This is a genomic window from Neolewinella litorea (assembly GCF_004803465.1).
In the GTDB taxonomy this organism is placed as follows: Bacteria; Bacteroidota; Bacteroidia; order Chitinophagales; family Saprospiraceae; genus Neolewinella; species Neolewinella litorea.
Map to the genome: position 1 here is coordinate 25,360 of NZ_SRSF01000005.1, position 25,029 is coordinate 50,388.

A 25,029-nucleotide genomic window follows, 5' to 3' on the forward strand; every position below is an offset into this window, starting at 1 on the left:
AATACATCCTTTAGTTTAACCCTGAGAAAGGTTTTCATAACAATGCGGTTCCAAACCACCACCCCCGGTCATGACAAACCTTTCTACTCCGCCGTCTCCAGGAACTGCATTTCGTAGAGTTCCCGGTAGCGTCCATCCTCGATTTGGAGCAGGGCATCGTGGGGTCCGAATTCCTGAATTTGCCCCTTTTCGAGCACCATGATATTGTCCGCGTTGCGGATCGTGCTGAGGCGGTGGGCGATCACGATACTCGTGCGCCGGTCGATCAGTTTTTCGATGGCGTGCTGGATGACGCCCTCGGTTTCCGGGTCCACGCTGCTGGTAGCCTCGTCGAGGATGAGGATGTCGGGGTCGAAGACCAGGGCCCGCACGAAACTGATCAGCTGCCGCTGGCCCATGCTCAGGGTGGCACCCCGCTCCATAACGTCGTATTCGTAGCCGCCGGGCAGCCGCTCGATGAACTCGTGCGCTCCAATGAGCTTGGCCGATTCAATGACGCGTTCGCGACTGATGGCCGGGTCGCGTAGGGTGATGTTCTCCATCACCGAGCCGGTAAAGAGGAAAACATCCTGCAATACCATGGCCATGCGGCTGCGCAGGGCGGTGAGCTCGTACTCCCGCAGGTCCACGCCGTCGATCAGGATCTCACCCATCTGGTACTCGTAAAAACGGTTGATGACGTTAGTGATGGTCGTCTTGCCCGAGCCGGTACTTCCCACGATGGCGAGCGTATCGCCCTTCTTGAGCTTGAAGCTGATGTCCTTGAGGATCCATTCCACGCCGGTGTAGGCGAACCACACGTTGCGGAACTCCACCTCGCCTTCCAGACTGGTGGGTACGGCCGTGCCGGTGTTCTCGATCTGGTCGTCGCGGTCGATCACCTTGAAGACCCGCTCGGAGGCGACCAGGCCCATCTGCAGGGTATTGAACTTGTCGGCCAGCACCCGGATGGGGCGGAATAGCATGTTGATGTAGATCGGGAAGGCCACCAGGGCACCGAGCGTCACGCCGCCGGCGCGGGCTACGTCCTGGGCACCCCACCATACCATGAGGGCCAGACTGGCCGCGGCGATGATGTCGACCGTGGGGAAGAAGATCGCGTAGTAGAGGATGGCGTCGATATTCGCCTTGCGGTAGTCGGCGTTGATGCCGGCGAACTTGCGGGCCTCGGAGCGCTCTGCGTTGAAGATCTGTACGATCCGCATGCCGGTGATGCGCTCCTGCAGAAAGCCGTTCATCTTCTGGATCTGCGAGCGCACCTGCTGGTACGAGCGCTTGACCGCCTCCTTGAAGAGGTAGCTGGCCAGCATCAGGAACGGCATCGTGGTGAGGCAGATGAGCGTCAGGCGCCAGCTCGTGGTGAGCATAATGGCCAGTACGGCGAAGATCGACATAAGGTCGGCCAGGATCGTAATGACGCCCTCGGCGAAGATGCTGTTGATCGACTGGATGTCGTTGATCGTACGGGTAGTGGAGGTGCCGATCGGCGTCTTGTCGAAGTAGCTGAGGCGCAGGCTGTTGATGTGGCGGAAGACGCGTACGCGGAGGTCGCGGATCACCGATTGCCCGAGCCAGTTGGAGCTGTACACGAAAGCGTACCGGCAGAGTGCTTCAATGACCAGCAGTCCGGCGATGACCATGGCCCAAAAGGTCAGCCCCTGCGTGTCCCCGGCGAAGATGTAATCGTCGACCATCTTCTGGATCAGGCGCGGGCGCGCGATGGACAGCGGGGCGAGCACAACGGCCAGGGTGACGGCCAGGATGGCCACGGCCTTATACGGTTTGGCCAGCGCCAGGACCCGCCACAGGAGGTACAGGTCAAACTTTTGCTTCTCTTCGTTGCTGGCCATGAAGGCATGTAACAAGCTATTCGGGCTTTGGGTCGAGGTACCTACAAGAATTTTTGGGGCGCCGGGGCGCGGGTGCCGGATAATTCCCCGGGCCGCCGGGGCCGGTGGCCGCCGAACCCGGAACCTCTTTTGGGGTATTATGCAAACCACCTTCCCCATATCCCGTGAAAAACGTACTCGGAACCGAACTCGTCGCCTGCTGTACCGACCCTCCGACCGGCTTCTACCGCGACGGCTACTGCCGCACCGGCCACCTCGACAGCGGTCGCCACGTGGTGTGCGCCGTGATGACGGAGGAGTTCCTGACCTTCACCCGCTCACGCGGCAACGACCTCACCACTCCCATCCCCCAATACGAATTCCCCGGCCTCAAACCCGGCGATTCCTGGTGCCTTTGCGCCCTGCGCTGGAAGGAAGCCCACGACGCGGGCGTTGCACCGCCGGTGAAGCTGGAGGCCACCCACGAGTCGGTGCTCGACTTCATCGACTTCGCCCTGCTCCTGGAGCTGAAGGTGTAGCCGCTTGTCCGATAGCGGACGGGCGCGTGTCCGGTTTCGTACACATGGATGATTTGGCGATTTATAATCTATTGACTATCAATAGGTAAAATTCGTGGCACGGTCTGTGCAGTTGTGCCGGCATGGACCGCACCCTCGACCCCAAGGACATCAACCGCCGCCGCCGCAACCGACTGCTCGGGTGGGTGGGCCTGGGCGCGGTGCTGGTGGCCGTAATCTGGTTTGGACTGAAAATGTTGCGCCCCACGGCGGCGGAAGACACCCTGCGCTTCGCGACCGTAGAACGCGGTGAGGTAGTCAACACCATCAACGCGAGTGCGCTGGTGCTGCCCGCCTTCGAGGAGCAGATCAACGCCCCGGTGGCCACTACCATTGATGAGGTATTGCTCACGGCGGGTACCGCGGTGCAAGCCGGCGACCTGCTGATGCGGCTCGACCGCGACTACGTACAATTGCAGCTGGATAGCCGCCGCGACCAGCTGGCGGTTAAGGAAAACAGCATCGGGCTGCTCGGCCTGGAGTACGACCGGGACCTCAAGGAACTCTCCTACAATGCCGAGATCAAGAAACTCGAACTGGCGGCCGCCCGCGCCGCCCTGGCCGACGCCCGTCGCCTGCTGGAAATCGGGGGAGCCACGCAAGAGGAGGTCGAAGCCGCCGAGCTCGCCGTACGGATCAGCGAACTGGAATCCCACAAACTCGACAATCAGCTCGACTACGCCCGCAACAGTCTGGCGGGACGGAAACGACAGTTGCAGCTGGAGGTAGGCATGGAGGAAAAGGAAGTAAGCCAGCTCAGCCGCCGCCTCCGCGAAACGGAGGTCCGCGCCCCCCGCGCCGGCGTGGTCACCTGGGTAAACGAAAACATCGGCCAGCAGGTCACGGAAGGTACCGCCCTGGCCCGGGTGGCCAACCTCGGACGTTACAAGGTGGAGGCCAGCTGCTCCGACCGCTACGCCGACCAGCTTGCCGTGGGCCTGCCCGTAGAACTGCGGTTGCCCGGAGAGCGGCTCACCGGCACCGTTTCCGCCATCCTGCCGGAAGTGACCGAAAACCTGGTCCGCTTCCGCGTCGACCTGGACAATCCGGCTCATACCGACCTGCGGCCCAATCTGCGCACCGACCTCTATGTCATCACCAGTCGGGTCGAGGACGCCCTGCGCGTGAAGAATGGCCCGGTCTTCCGCGGCGGCCGCTCACAGTCGGTCTTCGTGGTCCGGGACGGCGAAGCTGTGCGGCGTGACATCCGCATCGGCGCGCGCAACGGCGATTACGTAGAGGTAGAGGAAGGGCTGCAGGCCGGCGACCGCATCGTCATCTCCGATCTCGAAGCCTTGAAGGACTTGAACGCTTTCAAACTGGACGAAGAATGAACGTGATCGACCGACTCAACCGCCTGCACCTGTGGTTCCTGCTCCTGGCCCTATTCCTCTGCACCCGCGTCCGCGCCCAGGAAACCGAAACGCGAGGGACCACGATCAGCCTCACCGAACTGCAGCAGGCGGCTACCGAGCGCGCCGAACAGGTACTCATCGCCGAGCAGCAACAACGCGCCGCTACCCTCAACTTACAGGCCTTCGAAGCCGGACTGCGGCCCCGCCTCGACCTGGCCGCCACCCTGCCCAACTATTTCCGCACCTCCACCGAAGTGACGCAGGACGACGGCACTATCGCCTTCCGCGAGATCGAGCTCAATAACTCCTCGGCGTCCTTGCTGGCTACCCAGCGCATCGCCGGCACCGGCGGACTGCTCGGATTGGAGACCCTCCTACAACGTACCGATAATTTCGCGCAGGAAACGAAGCGCTACAACGGCTCCCCCGTACGGCTCACCTTCCAGCAGCCGCTCATGGCCTTCAACCCCTGGAAGTGGGACCGCCGCCTGCTGCCCATGCAAGTGAGTGTAAGCGACGCCGCCCTCCGCGCCGCCCGCGCCGACGCCGCGCTGGACGCCACCGCCCTGTTCTTCGACCTGGTGAACGCCGACCAAGAACGGCGCATAGCCGAGACAAACCGGGCGGCCAACGCCACGCTGTTTGACATCGCCGCCGAACGCTACGAATTGGGCAAAATCAACCGGGGCGACCTCGTGCAGCTGCAACTGGAGCAGGCCAGCGCCGAACAAAATCTGCTCCGGGCCGAACGCCTAGTGGGACGGGCCTCCGCGAACATCCTGCAGTACCTGGGGCGAGCATACAACGGCGAACTCCTCCGCCCGGCAGCCCCCGACGCCCGGGCCGGAGTGGACATCCCCGCAGCCCAGGCCCTGACGCACCTGGCCGACCGCCCCGAACTGCTGCAACTCCAGCAGCGTGTACTGGAAGCCGAACGGGAGGCCGACCGTATCCGCCGCGACCTGGGGCCCCGCCTCGACTTCAACGCGAGCATCGGACTGATCCGCAACGCCGACGAACTGAACCCGATCTACCGGGACCCCCAGAACGAAAGGGTAGTGAGCCTCACCTTCGCGGTGCCCCTGCTCGATTGGGGCGAGCGGCAGGCCCTCAACCGGCGAGCGGAAACCGAGGTGGATCTGGCCCGTGAACTCGGCCGGCGACGGGAAAACGAACTCACCGGCCAGCTCACCCAGCTGCTGGAGCAGTGGAGGACGGTCCGGGAAGAACTGCAACTGGCCATCCGCATCCGCGACCTGGCCGAGGAGCGCTTCCGCATCAGCCAGGAAAGCTACACCCTGGGGGCTATCCCCCTTACCGACCTCACCTTCGCCCAGCAGAACCGCGACCTGAATACTCGCGCCTACGCCGAAACCCTGCGCGCGTACTGGCTCACCTACACCAGTTTGGAGCGGCTCACGCTCTGGGATTTCATCAATGACCAACCGCTTTACGAAAAGTAGTCCGCCCCCATCACCCTTAAACTCCCCGGAAATGATCGAACTGACCAACGTATCCAAATCCTACCGCACCGATACCATCGAGACCCTGGCCCTGCAGCACCTCAACCTGACGGTGCCGGCGGGGGAGTTCCTGAGCATCATGGGGCCCTCGGGCTGCGGAAAATCCACCCTGCTGAACATCATGGGCCTGATCGACGAGCCCACCGCGGGGCGGGTAGTGCTGGCCGGACAGGAGGTGACCGGCTACAACGGCAGTCGGGTGGCCCGCTTCCGCAACGAACAGCTCGGCTTCATCTTTCAGAGCTTTCACCTGATCAACGACCTTTCGGTGGTCGACAACGTGGAGCTCCCGCTGCTGTACCGCAAGGTCGGAAGCAAGGAACGCAAGCGGCGCAGCCTGGAGGCGTTGGAGCACGTAGGCCTAAGCAATCGCGCCTTCCACTTTCCCAACCAACTGTCGGGCGGCCAAAAGCAGCGAGTAGCCATCGCGCGGGCCATCGTCGGGCAACCCAACATCCTGCTCGCCGACGAACCCACCGGCAACCTCGACAGCCACATGGGCGGGGAAATTATGGACATCCTGCTGCGCCTCAACCAGGAACTGGGAACCACCATCGTAATGGTCACCCACGACGAACGGATGGCCAAAAAGACCCACCGCCTGGTCCGGCTGAGCGACGGGGAGCGGGTTAGTTGATTTGGGATTTACAATTGACCATTTACCCCCACGAGCACAGCGAGCAAAAACAGCGGCGGCCCGATTGTAAATCAAAAATCAAAAATTGTAAATCCCCCCGAGCGAAGCGAGCAGAAACCAGCGGCAGCCCAATCGTAAACCGGATATAGTAAATCGTAAATCAAAAATGCTCCAAAACTACCTAACCCTAGCCCTCAAGGTGCTGCGACGTAAGCCGTTCTACGCCTTCGTCAGCCTGTTCGGCATCAGTTTTACTTTGATGATTTTGATGTTGCTGACATCCCTCTTCGATGCCGGCCTGGGTCGCAACCAGCCCATGACCAAACGCGATCGCCTGCTGGTGGCCCCCATGGCCGAACGCTTGCGCTACGAGCCCGATACCACCCTGAGCATTGAGACGATATACGCGGACGACGGAACGGAGCGGTACGACACCACCGAGGAAATCACGGAGAACGTGGTCTCCAACTCCAACGGTCCGATGAGCTACCGCTTCCTCATGGATAACCTGGCCGACATGGAGGCGGCCGAGCGGATGGCCATATACCACGATGGCAACTTCACCGACGGCTTTATCGACGGCCGGAAATTTACCTTCTCGACCTACTATACGAACGCCGACTACTGGCGGGTGCTGGACTTCGATTTCCGCTTCGGACAGCCCTTCAACGAAGCGGACGTAGCCGCCGGCAACCAGAAGGTAGTCCTGACCGACCGGGCAGCCCGCGCGTATTTCGGCGAAGTAACTGCTGATCTCCTGGGCCGCGAGATGCTGCTGGGCCGTCGTGCCTTCACCGTGGCGGGGGTGATCAACCGGCCCCTGTCGGACAGCCCCATGTTCGGCGGCGACATTTACCTGCCCCTCACCACCCTCGACCAGCGATCGTTGTCGAGTACGGACGTGTCGGGAGGCTTCAGTGCCATATTCGAAGTGAGCTCCCCCGAGCGGCGCAAGGTGCTAAGCGAGGAGATAAACTTCATGGCCGAGCATTTCACCTTTCCGCCCGAGAGCGACTACAACAAACTGAAGATCATGAATGCCAGCATCCCGGAGGCCTACGCGATGCGGGTGGTGCAGGAACAGGATCCCGCGCGGGCCCTGCGCATCCTGTTCATACCCGTTGTGATCCTGCTGTTGCTCTTCGTGGCCCTGCCGCTTATCAACCTGATCAACCTCAACATCAGCCGCGTGTACGAGCGCCGGGCCGAGATCGGGGTGCGCAAGGCTTTTGGGGCAGAGGCCCGCGACGTTCTGCTTCAGTTCCTCTTCGAGAACCTGGTCATCACCGCAATCGGCGGGGCGATCGGACTGGTACTGGCCTTCTTCCTCATCTGGTACATCAATACCAACGACCTGCTGGGCATCACCCGCCTGTCGCTTTCCTGGCAGGTGGTCTTCTATTATTTCATCGTCATCCTGTTGTTCGGGTTGCTGTCCGGCATCCTGCCGGCCTACCGCGTAAGCCGCACCAACGTCGCCAACGCCCTGCGGGGATAAGCCAGGCCAGTCCACCATCAAAAACAAACCTTATGCTCTCCCACCTGCTGAAGTTAATGTGGAACAAGCGCCGCTCCAACGTCCTGATTTTCCTGGAGATACTGCTGGCCTTCGTGGTGCTGTTCGGGGTGTACACCTTTTCCATCTATCACTTCGACCGCTACCGGTCGCCCCTGGGGTTCAGCTACGAACACAGTCTAGGCGTGCAGGTCGATCTCGACGACCAGCTCGATTCGGCGGGGGTGGTGGACCTCCAGCGCAGGATCCGTGAGGAGTTACTGGACATGCCGGACGTGGCCGCCGTATCGTGGATCGGACCGGTCAACCCATTCGGCGGCGGTACCTGGCAGACGTCGGACGACCGCTACGGTTTCCTTATCCGCACCCAGATGATGTTCGCCGACGAGCACTTTGCCGAAACCGCCGAACTGTCCTTCCGGGAGGGCGGCTGGTTCACCGCCGCGGACCTGAACGCGAAGTATCCCCCGATCATCGTCAATGGAGCCTTCAAAGACGAGTATTTCTCCGACGCCGAAACCCTCATCGACAGCATCCTGCCGGTCAGCGGCGAGCACCGCATCGTCGGGGTCGTGGACGACTTCAAGTACCAGAGCAATTTTGCGGAGAACGTTCCCCTGACCTTTTTCTCCCACGTCGACCTCCACCCGGAACAAGGACCATTTGAGATGCTCATCGTACGCACCCGGCCGGGCGCAACGGCTAACGTCCAGGAGCCCCTCTACCGACGGCTGGTCGACCTGACCAAGAACACCGACGTAGTCATCTGGAGCATGGCCGACGACCGTGTCAAGGCCAACCGGCCGGTGGTGATCCCCCTGGTCATCATGCTCGTCATCTCCGGCTTCCTGCTCATCAATATTGCCCTGGGGCTCTTCGGGGTGCTGTTCACCCAGATCGGATACCGACGCGCCGAGATCGGGCTGCGCAAGGCGCTGGGCGCTACCCCCGGTGAAGTGACGGCGCAGTTCGTTGGCGAGGTGCTCATCGTCACCGCGGCCGGTTTGCTGCTCGGGATCTTCTTCGCCGTGCAGGTTCCCTTGCTGGAGTTGCTGCCCTGGCCCGGAAAGTACTTTTACCTTGGCATCGCCGCGGCAGTGGTTACCATACTGTTGATCGTCACGGCCTGTGCCCTGCTGCCCAGCCGGCAGGCGGCACGCCTGCATCCGGCGCAGGTACTGCACGAGGAATGACACCTGCCGCTCACCGATTATCAACAATAAAGTTCACATCCCATCCCACGTATCCTGATCATCGACGACGACCGTACGGTCTGCAATAGCCTCGAACTGTTGCTGAAGAGGGCGGGCTACGCCGTGGAGAGCCACTACGAGCCGCGGGAGGCGGTGGATCGCGTACGGGCGTACCGGCCCGACCTGGTGCTGCTAGACCTGAATTTCACCGTCGAGACCAGCGGGCGGGCGGGCATGCGGCTACTGATGGAGCTGCTGGAAGCCTTTCCGCAGCTTCCGGTGATCCAGATGACGGGCTGGGCAACGGTGCAGCTGGCCGTGGAGGGCATGAAGGCTGGCGCGCGCGACTTCATCGCCAAGCCCTGGGATAACAAGGAGCTGCTCAACACCATCCGGACGCAACTGGAGCGGGGCGCGGACGCGGGTGCCGCGGTCCCGGCGGGAGATGCCGAGCCGTTCGGTTCCCTGATCGGCTCTTCCGCGGTGCTTAATGACATCATCAATCAGGCCCGTCGCGTGGCCGGTACGGAGGCCGCCGTGCTCATCACCGGTGAGAGCGGTACGGGTAAGGAGCTGGTCGCCGAAGCCATCCACGCCGCCAGCCGGCGGGCGGGCGGACCTTTCGTGGCCGTCAACCTGGGCGGGGTTCCGGAGCAACTGTTCGAGTCCGAGCTCTTCGGCCACAAGGCCGGCGCCTTTACCGATGCGCGGACCGACCGCGCGGGCCGCTTCGAACTGGCCGCCGGCGGCACCTTATTTCTGGACGAGATCGGCGACCTGGCGCCCGCCGCCCAGGTAAAACTGCTCCGTGTGCTCCAGGAACGGCAGTATGAGCGACTGGGGGAAAGCCGTCCGCGCCCCACCGACGTACGCGTGATCAGCGCCACCAGCCGGAACCTGGACAGCATGGTCGCGGCCGGCACCTTCCGGGAAGACCTGCTGTACCGCATCAACCTCATCCATCTGCAACTCCCCGCCCTGCGTGAACGGCCCGAAGACATCGCCCCCCTGGCGGTACACTTCCTGGACAGTGCCCGTCGCCGCTACGACCGGCCGGGGTTGCGGTTCGATCCACCCACGGTGCCCTGGCTGCGACGCCAACCCTTCCCGGGCAACGTCCGCCAGCTCCAGAACCTCATCGAACGTGCGGCTATCCTGTCGCCGGACGACACGATCACGGTCGACCAGCTGCAACGGCAGTCGGGTAGCAACAGTGAGCCGCTTGCGGGTTTCACGCCCTCCGGCGTGACCCTGGAGGAAATGGAAATCCGTATGATCCGCGCCGCCCTTGGACGCAACGGCGGAGAAATCACGGCCACCGCCCGCGAGCTGGGACTGACCCGCGCGGCCCTCTACCGCCGGTTGGAGAAGTATGGCATTTCAATCACCACCCCTTAACTTGGATCGCGTGTCCGTCGCCTTCAAATACCTCGCTTACGTAGGTGCCCTGCACCTGGTGATCGGGGGGTTGATCTATGCGGTGGTGGGGCCGGGGCCGGTGCTGCTCCTGATTGAAATGGTACTGCTGCTCTCAGCCTACCTCGGGTACCGCCTCTACGAAGTGCTGGTAGCACCCCTGCAACTGCTTAGTCGTGGTGCCGGCGCCCTGGCCGATCAGGACTTCTCGGTCAAGATTCGCGCCACGGGCAGTCCGGAAATGGATCGGCTGGCGGGAGTGTACAATCGTATGATCGAGCAACTGCGTCGAGAGCGGATCGCCGGTCGGCAGCGTGAGGAATTCCTGGACCGCCTGGTGCAGGCCGCCGGGGTCGGGATCATCATTTTGGACTTTGACGGACAAATAGAATCCGAAAATCCCTGGGTAACCGAACGGCGGCAGTCGGGGGCCGACTTCGGTGCCGCCGTTGTGCAGCCTGCCCTAACACTTGGAGTGGGGGAGAAGGCAGTTTTCACTACGCCCGGTAACCGGCGGCTGCACGTGGAGCGCCATGGTTTCGTCGACCGCGGCTTTCAACGGAGCTTCATCATCCTACAAGATGTGACGGCCGACCTGATGCAGGCCGAAAAGGAAGCCTACGGCAAGGTGATCCGCATGATGGCCCACGAAGTGAATAATTCGAACGCCGCCATCGTATCCGTCCTGAAAACCCTGTTGGAAGTGGCCGGCGACGATGACCCCGAGCTGGCCAGTCTGACGCGTGACCACCTGCCGCCGGTCATCCTGCGGGCGGAACACATGACCGCCTTCATGCGCAACTTCGCCCGCGTGGTGCGCCTGCCCGCCCCCTGCCGTGAGCGGCTCGACCTCAACCTGGCGCTGCGTTCGGCGGTGGAGGTCATGCAGGAACTCATGCGGCGCGACGGGATCGAACTGCACCTGGCCCTCGCCCCGCATCCGGTATGGGTGCAGGCCGATCGCGCCCAACTTGAACAGGTGATCATCAACGCCTTGACGAACGCCCGGGAGAGCATCGGGAAGGAAGGCCATATACGCATCAGTAGCGCCGGCTCTCCGCCGGGCTTCGTGATCTCTGACGACGGACCAGGCATCGAAGCCGACGTCGCCGAACGGCTGTTCACCCCCTTCTTCAGCACCAAAGCTACGGGGCAGGGGGTGGGCCTTACCCTGTCGCGCGAGATCCTGGAGGGACATGGAGCCGACTACCGCCTGCGCACGGAAGCGGACAGTTGGACCCATTTCCGCGTTGTCTTTCCTGACTAACTGACAGACGTCGGACGTCTGACTTTTTGGCAGACGTCCGACGTCTGTCAGGGTGGCGGCGCCTTCACAGAGGTTATCTACTAAAGAATTAGTTGCAATACTAAAAGATTAGGACTATACTTGTACTAATCAATTAGTAGACATGCAGCGACTGGCCCGCCGCGAGGCGCAACTTATGGAGGTACTGTGGAGGCTGAAGCGGGCCTTCGTAAAGGATATCATCGAGGAACTGCCCGATCCGAAACCGCACTATAACACGGTTTCGACCATGGTCAAGATTCTGGAGGAAAAAGGATTCGTGGCTCACGAGAAATTAGGCAACGCCTACCGCTTTTTTCCCGTCGTTGCGGAGGAGGACTACCAGAAGAAGGCCGTGGACGACGTCGTGCGCCGCTTCTTCGACAATTCCCCCATGAATCTGGTCAACTACTTCGCCCGGGAGCAACAACTCGACGCCACGGAGCTCGAGCGCCTGCTGCGCCTCATCAAAGAACAGTAACATGCATTACCTGATCCATGTCGGTCTGTTGCTGGCCGCCTGCTACGGCTATTACTACTTTGTCTTGCGGGGTGAGACCTTCTTCCGCCTCAACCGCTGGTTGCTGCTGGGAGGGCTGGCGGCCAGTTTCCTCCTGCCGCTGGTGACCGTGCCGGCCGGGCTTTCGCTGCGGGCGGCCCTGGAGGATCCGCGGCCGGCGGAGACGAGTCTGTCGGTAGCCGAAGTGCCCATCGTAGCCGTGCCAATGCCCGGGTCGGGGGAAGTACTTCGCTTTGCGGAACCGGCTAATACGGCTCCCGCAACCTCCGATCCGGCACCCGCGGCCGCGCCCAAATGGTACGCGAGTTTCAGCTGGAGCCAAGCCCTATGGCTGGTGTACTGGCTGGGGGTAGGACTGTTCGGGATGCAATTCCTCCACCACCTGCTGCGTGTCGGGCGGGTGCTGACGCGGCCACCGACCTACCGGATCGGGGAGCTGCAGGTACTGGAAGTGGGGGAGGCCACCGCCCCGTATTCCTTCTGGAACCGCGTGGTGCTGAACCCGCGCAACTATGACTCGGCCACCCGCGCCCGTATTCTGGAACACGAAGGGGTACACGTGCGGGAGCGGCATACGGTTGATCTGCTGCTGGCACAACTCGTGGTGGTGCTGCAATGGTGGAATCCCGTTGCCTGGCTGTACCGCTGGGCGGTCGAGAACAACCTGGAATACCTGACGGACGCAGAAGTGCTGCGCCGCGGGCACGACCCGGTCCACTACCAACTCAGTCTGCTGCAGGTCGCCGCGCCGCGCTATGCGCACCGGCTGGCCACGGGCTACAATCACCAATTTCTGGAACAAAGAATCCGCATGATGAAATCGAAAAAGTCTTCCCCCCGCGCCGGCTGGAAATACCTGGCCCTGCCCCTGCTGCTGTTGCTCTCGCTGAGCTCCCTCAATGTAGTGGCCCAGGAAACGCCCACCCCCACCGAGCGTCCGGCACCCGCTCCCGAAACCCGCCCTGCGCCCCCTGCGCCACCCGCGCCACCTGCACCCCCTGCGCCTCCCGCGCCCCCCGTGCCGCCAGCGCCATTGCACGGAGAACTGGGGTACCACTGGACGGCCTACATGAGCGGAGATGAGGTCTGCTTTACGCTGATCGAGGAGTCGGCCGGCGATGACCATTACAGTTCGACCAACAGCGAGTGCTTCCCCGCCGCCCAACTCGGTGCCTTACCCGAGGGGATAAGCGGAACCTTCGAGGCGTCGCGGGAAGCCGGCACCCTGAAATTCACCGGCAGCTTTGCCGGAGGCCGAGGACAAGGCACCTACACCTTCGTACCCGACGCGGCCTTCCAACGGGCGCTCGCCGCCGCGGGCTATGAGGGGTATTCGGACCGGGAATTGTTTCACTTTTTCCTGAGCGACCTTACCGCCGGATACCTTACCTACCTGAAGCGGGAAAATTTCAATCCCCGCCGGGAGGAGTTGCTGCAAATGGCCGTTTTCGGTATCAACCATGCCACCCTCACCGAAGTGCTTGCCGACCTCGGCGCCGCCGGATTTGAGCGCCCGCGGATGGAACAGGTGATACAACTGCGAATCTTTGGCGTCGACCGACAGTACATGCGCAGCATGGCGGATGCGGGCTACCCTGACCTTACGCTCGACAACCTGGTGCAGGCCCGGATTCACGACCTGGATCCCGCGATGGTGGGGCGCATGAAAGACCTGGGTTTCGGGGAGCTGTCGTTTGACCAGCTGTTGCAGTTGTCGATTCACGGCATCGATGCGGATTACGTGCGGGAGATCCGCGACCTGGGATTCGCCGATCTGTCGGTCGAGGACGTAGTCGGGGCCAAAATTCACGGGGTAACCGCCGCCAATACCCAGGAGATCCGGGCGGCCGGCCTGGAGATCAACGGCCTGGAGGACCTAATGGCCTACCGCATTCACGGAGTAAACCCCGAACAGGTAGAGGAACTGCGGAAACTGGGGTACGCCGACCTGTCCGGACAGGACCTGCTGGCGGCCAGCATACACGGCATCACGCCTGCTTTTGTCCGGTCGTACGAGGGCCTCGGCTACGGCATGATCCCCTTTGAAACCCTGCTCGCGCTCAAGATTCACAATGTGACTCCCGACTACGTACGCGAGCACCGCCAGGAGGGCGATGACCTGCAGGACATGATCCAGCACCGGATAATGGGCCACGCCCGCCGTTAGCACCGAACCCGGGGGCGGGCGGTCAACCTTTATGGGGTAAGCCCGCCCCACCGTCATGCCCGATACCCCCACCCAAACCCAGCTGGAGTACCTCATCACCACCCTGCAAGAGGCGTACGGCCGGCAGACGCGCTACAGTACGAAAACCGCCATCGACCAGTTAGTGGCTACGATCCTGAGTCAGCGCACGAACTACGCCGACGAAAAGGCCGCTTACGACAAGTTGCTCGCTACTTACGGCAATTGGGGCGGGGTCGCGGGTGCCACGGTCGAGGGCATAGAGCAATGCATACAGACGAGCCGCTGGCCCGAGATCAAAGCCCCCCGCATTAAGGAAATACTAACCCACATTCAGGATACCTACGGCGACCTGAACCTCGACTTCCTGGCCGATATGCCAGTGGAAGAGGCGCAGGCCTTGTTGATGGAACTGCCGGGGGTAGGCTTCAAGACGGCCACCTTCGTGCTGCTGTTCTCGCTGCGCATGCCGGTGCTGCCGGTGGATACCCACGTGCATCGGGTGAGCACGCGCTTCGGTATTCTGCCGGCCAAAATCAGTCAGGCCAAGGCTCATGGGGCCCTGCTGGAGATCCTTCCCCGCGACGCCGATGAGTTGCTCAACTTCCACAAGCTGCTGTTCCGGCACGGGCAGCGGGTGTGCACCTACTCTCATCCGCGCTGCGGCGACTGCGTGGTGCGGGAGCGGTGCCGGTACTTTTTGGAGCGGGTGACGGACTGACAGACGTCGGACGTGTGCCTTTTTGGCACACGTCCGACGTGTCAGTTGGCTGCGTACCTGCAATTTCGTGGCCAAAGAGGCTCGGAAATGCCTGTTTCAGAAAATCCGCAAATAAATAGCGAGTATTTATGCGGCTGTCAGTTTGACATACGTCGGACGTGTACCTAATCTCCAGAATTGAGGAAATTGGATATCTGCAATAATCGGTCGCGGTGAAGTAGGTGGAAACCCTAGGAAAACCTTGACGTCATCCTGTCAGAAGTCCGACGTCTGACATTTTGACAGACGTCGGACGTCTGACAGGAAAAAAGATAACCTAATGCGGCAGCCGCCCCCGAAAAGCCCCATAAACGTAAGTACCCAGCACCGCGCTGGCGATAACCAGCACGATCGACAAGATGCCGTGGCCCAGCAGGGTGAACAGCGGCCCGGGACAGGCACCCGTCATCGCCCAGCCCAGCCCGAAGAGGGTGCCGCCGTAGATGTAGCGACGGTACGTGTGGGCCTTGGGCTTGAGGCGCAGCTCGCTGCCATCGATGGCGTGTACGTCGAAGCGCTTGAGCAAGGCCACCAGGAGGGCCCCCACCACCACCGCCACGCCGATGATGCCGTACATGTGGAAGCTCTCGAAGCGGAACATCTCCTGAATGCGGAACCACGAGACCGCCTCCGATTTAGTCATGACGATCCCGAAGATGGTGCCGATGCCGAGGTAGGTTAGAAACTTCATGCTGCGGCGGTTAGGTAGGGAAGAAGGAAAGGAAGGATAAGCCAGGTCATCACCAGCCCCCCGATAAAGAAGCCGATGACTGCTACCAGACTCGGCAGCTGCAGGTTGGCCAATCCGCTGATCGCATGACCCGACGTACAGCCGCCGGCCCAGCGGGTGCCGAAGCCAATGAGGAAGCCGCCCACCACCAGGAAGAGCCAGTTCAACGGCTGCAGCAGCCGGTCCATGGCGTAGAGTTCGTCCGGAACGAAGCCTTCGCCCGCCGGGTAATCGATGCCGACGGAGTTGAGGTAAGCGGTCGTTTCGGCGGAAATGGCCACCGGATCCGGATTCGCCAGCCAGGTGGTCGCGATGAAACCGCCCAGGATCGCCCCCGCAGCGAAGACGAGGTTCCAGGTCTGGGCGCGCCAGTCGATCCGGAAGAAGTCGTGCCGCCGGCCCGCGCCGACCAGCGTACACATGGTGCGGAGGTTGGAACTGACGCCGAACTCCTTGCCCAGGAGCAGCAGCGCCAGCATGGTCAGGGCGATCAGGACGCCGCTGACGGACCAGTGCCAGGGTTGGGAGAGAAATTCCACGGGAGGTTGTTTCCAACTAATACAACCGGCAGCGGCAAGGAGTTACACCGTGGCTTGGGAATAGGTAGCATTCCGGCGTAAACGGGTAGCGTAACCCCGATTCCCGGCTTTCGGGGATTAGCGCGGCACCCGCGGCCGCGCCAAAAACTTGTCGCGGTCCAGCCAGCGGGCGAGCACCCGTTCGTAGCGGTCGGGCAGCAGGCGGGTCACCTTGTCGATCCAGAAGGCGTCCTGGCCAATCAGTACCCGAGACCGCCGTCGCTCGATGCCGCGGATGATCTGGCGGGCGGCTTCCGCGGCCGTAGTGTGCGCCTGCTTTTCGAAGGTGGTGATAAAGCGTTCGCGCTCCTTGGGATCCTCGATCTCGACGTTGCGGTGGATGTTGGTGGCGATACCGCCGGGGTGGACGCAGCAGATGTGCATCTTGGGGCCCATCTCCACGCGGAGTGTCTCGGTGAACCCCCGGACGGCAAATTTGCTCACGTTGTAAGGCCCGGAGCCCGGGAACGCAAAGAGTCCGAATACGCTGCTGACGTTGACCAGACTGCTGTCCGCGTTCTCGCGCAGGTAGGGTAGAAAGGCCAGCGAGCCGTAGATGACCCCCCAGAGGTTGACGCGCAGGGTGCGCTCGTAGTCCTCCACCCGACTGTGGATCACGGGCTGCTGCCGCACGCTGAACCCGGCGTTGTTGATGACGACGTCGACCCGATCAAGCTGGTCCTTCACGGCAATGGCGAAGGCCTCCACGGCCGTGCGGTCGCCCACGTCAAAGGCCTGCCGCAGCCCCCTGGACGCTTCCGGTAGCCCAAACCAGGTGGCTTCGAGTTCAGTTTCCCTCAGATCGTTGAGGGCCAGTATGGCACCCCGGTCGGCGAGTTGGCGGGCGAGCTCCCGACCGATGCCGGAACCTGCCCCGGTGACCACTACTACTTTACCCCGGAGATCTATCATAAGCGTAAGGTAGTCAACGACCGGGGTCAGAACCAGTGGCCCAGATAAAAGTACAGGCCCCCGCCCTGGGAGCCCTGGGCGTAGGTAAGTTCGATAGGCCCCAGCGGCGTGCTGAGTCCGTAGGCCACCACCCCGGCCGCGATCCAGGAATCGTCGACCGAACTGGGTACGTCGAAGGGGTTGCCGATGTAGGCACCCCGGCCCCCGAGGTGGAAATAGTGGTTGGAGAAGAGGCGTTGCCGCCAGAACAGTTCGGTGAGCAGCAGGCCGTTGCCGGAGGCCTGTCCGAAATCCAGACTCGGGAAGGGCTTGAAGTTGTTGAGCAACTGCCGGTTCACGCCACCGAGGTAGTAGCGGTAGGGCAGGGTGGAGCGGCCCAGGAAGGTGCCGGCACTTACCTCGATGCCCAGCGAACTCTTGGCGGTGAGCGGCACCATCCCGAGGAAATCGACGTCCACGTTGAAGGCCCAGCCGGGGGTGCGGTTGGAGAGGGCGCGCACGGCACGGGCCTCGCTGTCGATGGTGAACCCCCGCAGGGGGAAGTGCGGCTGGTTGAGCTTGTCGTAAATGAAATACAGCTTGGGCACGAAGTAAAAGTCGTGGCCGAGGGTGAACAGACTGGACGTATCGGCCGAGGCCAGCTGGTCGGAAGTGGTGGAGTAGTACTTCATTTCCGCCGCGATGCCGGTGAAGCTGTTCTTGGTCTGGCGCACGTCCCAGTACGCTTCGGCATTCCAATCGTTGAAGCGGAAGTCGACCCGGTTGAGAACGATGCCGAGGTTTTCGTTTTCCACGTCCGTGACGTCGAAGCCCACGTCGGCGTAGTCCAGCCGGCTGCGCAGTCCGAAGGCCGAGCCGTTGATCCGGTTGATGCGGTAGTCGAATCGGTAGCGCAGGCGGTTGCCCGCGATCAGGTCCAGGCTGGTGGTGCTGTTGTCGACCAGTTGATCGTAGAGAGTCAGGTTGAGCAGCAGGTTGGCGCGGTACACGGGGTCGTAGTGCAGGCCCAGCCGTAATTGCTGCCCGAAGGCAGGTACTTGCTCGAAGACCATCTCCAGGGCGACCTCGTCGCGCGAGCCGCCCAGCAGGTATTCCCAGCGGTAGTTGATGTTGGCGTAGCGGCCGGTGACGTGGAGGTCGACCAGTCCCTGCCGGAAATCCTCCCAACTGATGCGCCCCGGCAGCTGGTCGTCGAAGTAGCTGAGCACCTGCCGGTCGGAAAGCTCGTCGCTGCCCATGATGGTGATGCGGCCGACGTTGAGGTACTGCGGCACGTCGGCGTCGCTGGTATCGCGGGTGCTTTTCTTGTTGCGCTGCAGGGCGGCCAGGGAGTCTAGGGTGGGCTTCATGTCCATGGCCGCGCGGTAACCGGCGTTGATGAGCGTGTCGATGTCGCTGAAGCTGAGTACGTTGAAGCCTTTCAGGTCGGGCTTGATGTCCAAGTCGGTGACTTCGTACTGCTCGACGTTGCGCCGGTTGGCCTGGAAGAAGGCAATTTGCAGGATCAGGTCGGCCACGCTTCCGATCTCACTGGCCTTGAGGGGGTCGGATTCCACGCTGACGCCGAGGACGTAATCCATTCCCTTGGCCTTGATCTCCTCGGCGGGGTAGTTGTTCGAGACGCCGCCGTCGGTGAGCAGGTGGCCGTCGAGTTCGTAGGGGCTCAGCACGCCGGGCAGGGCGGCGCTGGCGCGCATGGCCTCGGCGAGCATGCCGTTTTCCAGGATGACGGCGTCGCCGGTCTCGATGTCGGTGGCCACGGCCAGGTAGGGGATGGGCAGCTTGCTGAAGTCGCGGATGTGCCCCACCTCGGCCGTCCAGTTGGCGAACAGGTCGTGTACCCGCTGGCCGTCCGAAAGGGCGGTGGGCAGTTGGATGCTGAAGTCCTGCATCGAGATCGAGAGCAGGTACTTTTCGTTGTAAAGCTTTTCGTAGATGGTGCGGTCCTGGCGCTCCACGGCGTCCTGCAGTTCGGCCATGATGTCGATACTGCGCAGCAGTTGCTCGAGCTGGTCGGCGCTGTAGCCGGCGGCGTAGAGTCCGCCCACCACCGCTCCCATGCTCGTGCCGCCGATGTAATCGACGCGCACCCCGCTTTCCTCGATCACGCGCAGGGCCCCGATGTGGGCGTAGCCTTTGGCGCCGCCGCCGCTGAGTACCAGTCCGACCTTCGTATCTCCCTGGGCGCGGACGCAGGTGCAAAGGAGGCAGCAAAGGAGCAGGGTAAGGTGGGTCTTCATCGGCGGCCGGACCCTCCGGCCGGTGATGCGTCGGGGGGATTGGGGCGGTAAGATTATGAAAATTGCGAGAAACCTGCTATAGTGGTCCGCCGCTCAGTGGTCGGACCACTCAAGTCGTCCGACCATTAAGCCGTCGGACCAGCGTAATTTGGCCCCCCCACCATGAAGTACGGTTCCCTGATCTTACTGCTCCTTTTCGCCCTGCCCGGCTCCGGCAGCCCCTTCCAGTGCCGGGCGGAGCCGGAGGGGTTTCGGTTTCTTAATCCGCGGGTGGTGGACCTTGATTCTCCCCTTGCGCCCTTCTTCCTCCACTTCGGTGCGGTGTACCGCGAGCAACTCGGTCAGCCCGGCAACCAGCAGCGCGCGGACAACGTGGCGGAATGGCACGAGCGCTTCTGCGACCAGGCGGACGCCGCCGATATCGACGCCATTGTTTACGGCGACAACCTGAACCAGTTGGAGGGCCTGCGCCGGCTGCTCGATACCAAGGACCCCCGTACCGACAACCTTTCTCCAGCCCTCCAGGCCAATGCCTTCGCCCGCCACCTGCTGGAGGCCAATTGTCGCGAAGTGGTGGACTACCTGATCTACGCGAAGCAGGTCGAGCCCTTCGTGACCAGTCCGGCCAATGCATTCCAGCGCCGCAACATCTCCCGCCCGGAAATGGAGGCACTGCTCGAAACCGGTCTGACGCGCTTCCCCCGGCTGGAAAGTCACTACGTCCGCCTCCGCTACGCCTACCAGTTGATCCGGCTGGCCCATTACCTGCAGGAATACGCCTACGTGCTCGAACTCTACGACTACCTCATGCCCAAGGTGGACGCGGACCCCAGTATCCTGGACGATTGGATAGAGGGCCACCGCGCCGGAGCCCTGCAGTCGCTGGGCGATTACCCGCAGTCGGCCTACCTCTTCAGCCGCATCTTCGAGCGCAGTCCGAGCAAGCGGGAGAGTGCCTACAACAGTTTCCTGATCCAGACCGACGAGCAGTGGAAGCAGGCCCTGCTTCTGTGCCAGAACGACCACGAGCGGGCGATGCTGCACGTACTGCGCGCCCACAACGGACGGGCGGTGGTGCTCGAGGAAATGCGCAACATCTACGCCTACGAACCCGCCAACGAGGCGCTGGTACTCCTGGCCATGCGCGAGATGCAGGAACTGGAGCGGGAACTGCTCGGCGGCAACCTGCGCCCGGGTGGCCCGCCGCGGGCGGCCACCGACCGCGTAATCGCGATGCAGGCCTTCGTCAACCGCGTCATCAAAGAGGACAAGACCGACAAGCCCGAGTTCTGGCAGTTCGCCCGCGGCGTTCTGGAGCTGCTGGCGGGCGATTACTTCTACGCCGAACGTACCCTGGCCTCGCTCGCCCAGACCACGGAGGGCGACAGCCTGCAGCAGCAAATTTCCATACTCCGGGACGTGATCGACGTCCTGCAGCTGAGCCGAGTAACCGACTCGGTGGAGATACACTACTACGACCTGCTCACCGATGCCGGGATCCGGCAGCGGTACCCGGATTTCCGGGAACTGGTCAACCGGAAACTCGAGGCAGTATACCGGCAGTCCGGCCGGGAAGCCAAGGCCAACCTGTTGCGCTACGGGTTCGGGGCCATTGCCAAGAACCCCTCCATCGAATCCCTGCTGGCCCTGGAGCGACTGGCCGACAGCCTGAACCGCAACCGCTTCGACCGCGCCCTCTTCGCCGACCGCATCGGCACCGACCCCGTGGCCGACCTCCAGAACCTTATCGGCAACCACTACCTGCAACGCGGACAATGGAAGGCCGCCCTGGAAATCTATCGCAGGATCCCCCCCGACCGGATCGATGACTATGGCCGCTTCGTGCCCTTCGAACGCCAACTGCGCGACCGCGTCAACTACACCCCGCCGGCCGACGCCGGAACCTACAACAAGGTGCAACTCCTGCAACGCCTGGACGAGCTTGAGGAGGCAGCCGACAAAAGCACCAATGACACCCTGGCCGCCCGCAACTACTTCAATATCGGACTGGCCCTCTACAACCTCACCTACTTCAGCTACAACTGGGCTTTCGCCGACGTATTTCGCTCCGGCACCAGTGCGGCCCGCGCCGCCGGGGCCCGCAGTCCGACCAACGTCTTCTCCCACGTCAATGCCCCCCTGGGCAACCTGGAGCACTTCAGCATGGACCAGCCCCTCTACTACTTCGAACGGGCACTGCGGCGGGCACCCGACCGCGAAGCCGCCGCCCTGGCCGCCTACTACGCCGCCAAGGCGGAGCGCAACCAGCACTACGCCCTCGGCCGGCCCGGCGGGGAGCGGCCCTTCAGCTACTTCAGCATCCTGCGCGATGAGTACCGCGACACCGATTTCTACGACGAACTGATCGCGGAATGCCGCACCTTCGCCTGGTACGTAAACCGGTAGATTGCAACTGACAGCCCAGCGTCAAGATTATGAGACTAGGGCTGCCACTCAGTCTTTCGTTCATCTTTCTGGCCTTCCAGCCGTTGATAGCTGTCCGGAAGGCCACCGCCGGCCATTTTTACTGACCCCTTACCATCATACCCCTTCAAACATGCTGTCCCGCCCCCGCCGCAACCGTTCCTCCGCCGCCGTCCGGAACCTCGTCCGGGAAACCGAGCTTACGGCCGGCCACCTCGTCCAACCCATTTTCCTGATGCCTGATGCCGGCGCGCGGTTGCCAATCCCCAGTTTGCCGGGTACCTACCGGCTGGGCATAGATGAGGTGCTGCGCGAGATCGAGGATTGCCGTAAGGTGGGGCTGGCCAGTTTCATGATGTTCCCCGCGGTACCCGAGGAGCACAAGGACAAAACCGGCACCTACGCCACTTCGGAGGAGAACTTTTACCTCCACGCGGCTCGCGCGATCAAGGACCGCTTCCCGGACGTCTGCCTGATATCCGATGCCGCGCTGGATCCCTACAGCAGCGACGGCCACGACGGCGTGGTGATCGACGGCAAGATCCACAACGACGAAAGCCTGAAACTGCTCGACGCCATGGCCGTAGCCCAGGCCCGGGCCGGCTTCGACGTGATCGGTCCCAGCGATATGATGGACGGCCGCGTCGGCAGCATTCGCCGGGCGTTGGATAGTGAAGGGCTGACCGATACCGGCATCATGGCCTACACGGCCAAGTACGCCAGTGCCTTCTACGGCCCCTTCCGCGATGCCCTCGACAGCGCGCCCCGCCAACTGGCCGACGTGCCTTCCGACAAGAAGACCTACCAGATGGACCCCGCCAACGCCCGCGAGGCGCTGCGCGAAGGGGCCCTCGACGCCGCAGAAGGAGCGGATTTCCTCATGGTCAAACCGGCCCTGAACTACCTGGATATCATCTGGCGGCTCCACGACGCGCATTCCCTGCCCATTGCCGCCTACCACGTCTCCGGAGAGTGTGCCATGCTGCTGGCCGCCGCCGACAAGGGGTGGCTGGATTACGAGCAGGCCGCCACGGAAGCCCTGTTGAGCATCCGTCGAGCGGGCGCCGACGTGATCATCAGCTACTTCGCGAAGGACTTCGCGCGGTGGAATGCCAAATAATATCAAGCCCCTGTGGGGCGAGCCAATTGAGGTCGAGGCCCTATGGGCCGAGTTCTAAAATCCCTTTCCGGGTCACGCCATCCCTCGGCGTGCAACGCCTCGACCCTTACGAGATCAAGCCCCTATGGGGCGAGCTCAATAAAACTCTTCCCGGATAACACTATCACTCGGCCCAAAGGGCCTCGGCCTACTGCAGGGCCTCCAGGATGTCGTCGATATCGTCGAAGCTCTTGTAGCCCACCTTTTCCTCTCCGCTGCCGCGTAGCGCCAGGCCGTGGTGGCGGACGGCGGCGGTAGCCTGCTCGGCCGCAAGGTCGAGGTGAAGGAATACTTCGCGGTCCTGGGTCACGGCGGCCAGGTCGGTGGTGGTGAAGGGTGTTCCTTCCTCTAGGTCGGTGTAGGTGATGCCGCCGTCGGCGAAGTCGAGGATCACGGTACCGGTTGTCTCCGTAAGGCGTTCGCGCAGGTCATCCAGGGTGTGGTAACCGGCTACGGGGATGCGGGTCAGTACGTTGATGCCTGCCTGCGTGTAGGGTTGGGCATCCACGCCGTGGTCGATGAGTACGTGGGTGATGCCAGCTTCCCGCAGCGCTTCGGCGGGGAACTCGGCACCCGCGCCCAGTTCCGCCACACAAACGGGACCCTCCACCCATTCGCGGATGGCCAGGAAGTAGTCGAGGGAAAGACCCGCAGGGCCGATCGGGAAACAGAGGAAGCGGGCGTCCCAGGCCGCGAAGTAGCGGGCGTCGGTCAGGTGGGTGAGGCCGAAAGCCAGGAGGGGAATGGAAACCATAAGGAAAAAACTAGGGGGTGCCGGCCACGACTACCACGATCTCGCCCTTGACCTTGGGGCGGGCGGCGTAGTCGGCGCGGAGTTCGGAAAGGGGGGCGGTGGTGATTTCTTCGAAGCGTTTGGAGATTTCGCGGGCCACGCAGCCCAGGCGGTCGGGGCCGCAGTGTTCTTCCAGTTGGGCCAGGAGCTTGGCGATGCGGTGGGGGCTCTCGTACAGGACAAAGGTATTCGGCAGCTCGGCCAGGTAGAGCAGGCGGGTCAGGCGACCTTTCTTTTTCGGCAGGAAACCCTCAAAGTGGAAGCGGTCGGAGGGGATGCCGCTGGCGGCGAGCGCGGGTACAAAGGCCACCGGGCCGGGCAGGCAGCTGACCGCGATACCGGCTTCCCGGCAGGCACGTACCAACAAAAAGCCCGGATCGCTGATGCCGGGGGTACCGGCGTCAGTGATCAGGGCGTAGGTGGAACCATTCTTCAGTTCCGTGACGAGCTGCTCAACCAGAGCGTGCTCGTTATGCGCGTGGTAGGCCCGCAGTGGCGTCTCTATGCCGTAGTGTTGCAACAGCGGACGCGAGGTGCGGGTATCTTCGGCGAGGACCAGGTCGACCTCACCCAACAGGCGTTGGGCGCGGGCGGTGATGTCCTCCCGGTTACCGATGGGGGTAGGGATGAGGTAAAGCACGGGCGCAAAGGTCGCTGCGCCGGCTGGTTACAGCAAATCTTCCTCGTCCATGACGTGGCGGACGCTGCGGCGCACCATCTCTACGGTGGCGCCGTAGGCCATGTGGCTGCCGAGTTGTCCGGCCTGCAGGCTCAGGGGCTCCTTGAGGGGGCTGGGGGCCAGACCGAGGGCGGGCAGGGCAATCTTGTGGGCGGCGGTCCAAAGTGCGGCACCGAAGGGGATGCCGGCGGGGGCCTGGGCGGCGGGAGCAGCCTCAACGATCACGCCGTAAATGCCGCCAACGAGGGCGCCGAAGGCGAGGTTGATGGCTTGCTGGGCGTTCTCTTCCTGGTTGCGGTTCAGGTTGGTGTTGGTCACTTCCTCTCCTTCTTCCACAATTTGCAGGCGAGCGTCGTGCTCTTCCTGGGGCTGGGCGGTGGGCAGGCTGCGGTCGACCAGCATTTTGATGCCGGTACCGACGAGTCCGCCGATCATGCCGGCCAAGAAACCGCGTACGTAGTCGGGTTCACCGGCGGTGCGGTTAAAGTAGGGCTTGGCGGCACCCAGGGTGCCGGCGGCGTAGCCTTCGGCGCTTTTCAGGCCGCTCTCGGCCTGGTGGTAGGTGCTGGAGGCGAATTTCTCAATGGGGGTGAGGTCGATGTCTCGAACGGATTCGATGACTTTATCTACAAATGACATAGTGTTGTTTTCCTGTTCCAACGGAAGCGCGGCCCGGCGAGTTCGATACAAATCCCGCTGGATTGGGGACCAGACCCA

The 25,029-nt window shown here is 62.6% G+C and carries 21 protein-coding genes; 13 read left to right on the plus strand and 8 right to left on the minus strand.

Features of this window, described 5'->3' with window-relative positions; genetic code table 11:
* Positions 1-83 precede the first annotated feature (83 nt).
* Positions 84-1,850, minus strand: coding sequence for an ABC transporter ATP-binding protein (locus E4021_RS12380; protein WP_136459678.1), 1,767 nt, complete (start codon positions 1,848-1,850; stop codon positions 84-86).
* Positions 1,851-2,014: 164 nt separating this feature from the next.
* Between E4021_RS12380 and E4021_RS12385 the strand changes: the two genes are divergently transcribed.
* The 11 genes from E4021_RS12385 (at position 2,015) to E4021_RS12435 (ending at position 14,758) form a co-directional block, all read left to right on the plus strand.
* Positions 2,015-2,368 (plus strand): DUF2237 family protein, encoded by a 354-nt coding sequence (locus tag E4021_RS12385; RefSeq protein WP_136459679.1) that lies wholly within the window; start codon positions 2,015-2,017, stop codon positions 2,366-2,368.
* A 122-nt stretch (positions 2,369-2,490) separates the two neighbouring features.
* Entirely contained in the window at positions 2,491-3,741 is a 1,251-nt protein-coding gene (locus E4021_RS12390; protein ID WP_136459680.1) for an efflux RND transporter periplasmic adaptor subunit, read from the plus strand.
* Positions 3,738-5,225, plus strand: a complete 1,488-nt coding sequence (locus E4021_RS12395; protein ID WP_136459681.1) for a TolC family protein — start codon at positions 3,738-3,740, stop codon at positions 5,223-5,225. Before E4021_RS12390 ends, E4021_RS12395 begins: the two co-directional genes overlap by 4 nt.
* Before the next feature lie 31 nt (positions 5,226-5,256).
* Complete coding sequence (locus E4021_RS12400) at positions 5,257-5,922, plus strand: ABC transporter ATP-binding protein (RefSeq protein WP_136459682.1); 666 nt, start codon at positions 5,257-5,259, stop codon at positions 5,920-5,922.
* 166 nt (positions 5,923-6,088) lie between these two features.
* Positions 6,089-7,420 carry an ABC transporter permease gene (locus E4021_RS12405; protein ID WP_136459683.1) on the plus strand — a complete coding sequence of 444 codons (1,332 nt, stop codon included), beginning with the start codon at positions 6,089-6,091 and terminating at the stop codon, positions 7,418-7,420.
* Positions 7,421-7,452: 32 nt separating this feature from the next.
* Positions 7,453-8,631: an ABC transporter permease gene (locus E4021_RS12410; RefSeq protein ID WP_136459684.1), complete on the plus strand. Its 1,179-nt coding sequence runs from the start codon at positions 7,453-7,455 to the stop codon at positions 8,629-8,631.
* A gap of 42 nt (positions 8,632-8,673) precedes the next feature.
* The gene (locus E4021_RS12415) at positions 8,674-10,029 is read left to right on the plus strand and encodes a sigma-54-dependent transcriptional regulator (protein WP_136459685.1); all 1,356 of its coding nucleotides are present in this window, start codon (positions 8,674-8,676) and stop codon (positions 10,027-10,029) included.
* Positions 10,030-10,039: 10 nt separating this feature from the next.
* Positions 10,040-11,314 carry a sensor histidine kinase gene (locus E4021_RS12420; protein ID WP_168797590.1) on the plus strand — a complete coding sequence of 425 codons (1,275 nt, stop codon included), beginning with the start codon at positions 10,040-10,042 and terminating at the stop codon, positions 11,312-11,314.
* A gap of 142 nt (positions 11,315-11,456) precedes the next feature.
* A complete protein-coding gene (locus tag E4021_RS12425; RefSeq protein ID WP_136459687.1) occupies positions 11,457-11,813 on the plus strand; it encodes a BlaI/MecI/CopY family transcriptional regulator in 357 nt (118 codons plus the stop codon).
* Between the two features lies 1 nt (position 11,814).
* The gene (locus E4021_RS12430) at positions 11,815-14,019 is read left to right on the plus strand and encodes a M56 family metallopeptidase (RefSeq protein ID WP_136459688.1); all 2,205 of its coding nucleotides are present in this window, start codon (positions 11,815-11,817) and stop codon (positions 14,017-14,019) included.
* A 55-nt stretch (positions 14,020-14,074) separates the two neighbouring features.
* Positions 14,075-14,758: an endonuclease III domain-containing protein gene (locus tag E4021_RS12435; RefSeq protein ID WP_136459689.1), complete on the plus strand. Its 684-nt coding sequence runs from the start codon at positions 14,075-14,077 to the stop codon at positions 14,756-14,758.
* Positions 14,759-15,074: 316 nt separating this feature from the next.
* On the opposite strand, the gene E4021_RS12440 is transcribed toward E4021_RS12435, so the two are convergent.
* The 4 genes from E4021_RS12440 to E4021_RS12455 all read right to left on the minus strand — a co-directional run bounded on the left by E4021_RS12440 (position 15,075) and on the right by E4021_RS12455 (position 19,257).
* Positions 15,075-15,488, minus strand: coding sequence for a DUF6691 family protein (locus E4021_RS12440; protein ID WP_136459690.1), 414 nt, complete (start codon positions 15,486-15,488; stop codon positions 15,075-15,077).
* Positions 15,485-16,066 (minus strand): YeeE/YedE family protein, encoded by a 582-nt coding sequence (locus tag E4021_RS12445; RefSeq protein ID WP_246050291.1) that lies wholly within the window; start codon positions 16,064-16,066, stop codon positions 15,485-15,487. Before E4021_RS12445 ends, E4021_RS12440 begins: the two co-directional genes overlap by 4 nt.
* A 117-nt stretch (positions 16,067-16,183) precedes the next feature.
* Positions 16,184-17,017 (minus strand): SDR family NAD(P)-dependent oxidoreductase, encoded by an 834-nt coding sequence (locus tag E4021_RS12450; RefSeq protein ID WP_136459691.1) that lies wholly within the window; start codon positions 17,015-17,017, stop codon positions 16,184-16,186.
* A 26-nt stretch (positions 17,018-17,043) separates the two neighbouring features.
* Positions 17,044-19,257: a patatin-like phospholipase family protein gene (locus E4021_RS12455; RefSeq protein WP_136459692.1), complete on the minus strand. Its 2,214-nt coding sequence runs from the start codon at positions 19,255-19,257 to the stop codon at positions 17,044-17,046.
* A gap of 162 nt (positions 19,258-19,419) precedes the next feature.
* Between E4021_RS12455 and E4021_RS12460 the strand changes: the two genes are divergently transcribed.
* Entirely contained in the window at positions 19,420-21,663 is a 2,244-nt protein-coding gene (locus E4021_RS12460) for a hypothetical protein (RefSeq protein ID WP_136459693.1), read from the plus strand.
* A gap of 151 nt (positions 21,664-21,814) precedes the next feature.
* Positions 21,815-22,801, plus strand: a complete 987-nt coding sequence (gene hemB / locus E4021_RS12465; protein ID WP_136459694.1) for a porphobilinogen synthase — start codon at positions 21,815-21,817, stop codon at positions 22,799-22,801.
* A 187-nt stretch (positions 22,802-22,988) separates the two neighbouring features.
* On the opposite strand, the gene E4021_RS12470 is transcribed toward hemB, so the two are convergent.
* Genes E4021_RS12470 through E4021_RS12480 form a run of 3 tightly spaced genes read right to left on the minus strand, consistent with a single transcriptional unit; the run spans position 22,989 to position 24,951 of the window.
* Entirely contained in the window at positions 22,989-23,594 is a 606-nt protein-coding gene (locus E4021_RS12470) for a hypothetical protein (RefSeq protein WP_136459695.1), read from the minus strand.
* Positions 23,595-23,604: 10 nt separating this feature from the next.
* On the minus strand, positions 23,605-24,273 hold the full coding sequence (gene rsmI / locus E4021_RS12475; RefSeq protein WP_136459696.1) for a 16S rRNA (cytidine(1402)-2'-O)-methyltransferase: 669 nt from the start codon (positions 24,271-24,273) through the stop codon (positions 23,605-23,607).
* A gap of 27 nt (positions 24,274-24,300) precedes the next feature.
* Positions 24,301-24,951, minus strand: a complete 651-nt coding sequence (locus E4021_RS12480) for a DUF1440 domain-containing protein (protein ID WP_136459697.1) — start codon at positions 24,949-24,951, stop codon at positions 24,301-24,303.
* Positions 24,952-25,029 lie beyond the last annotated feature (78 nt).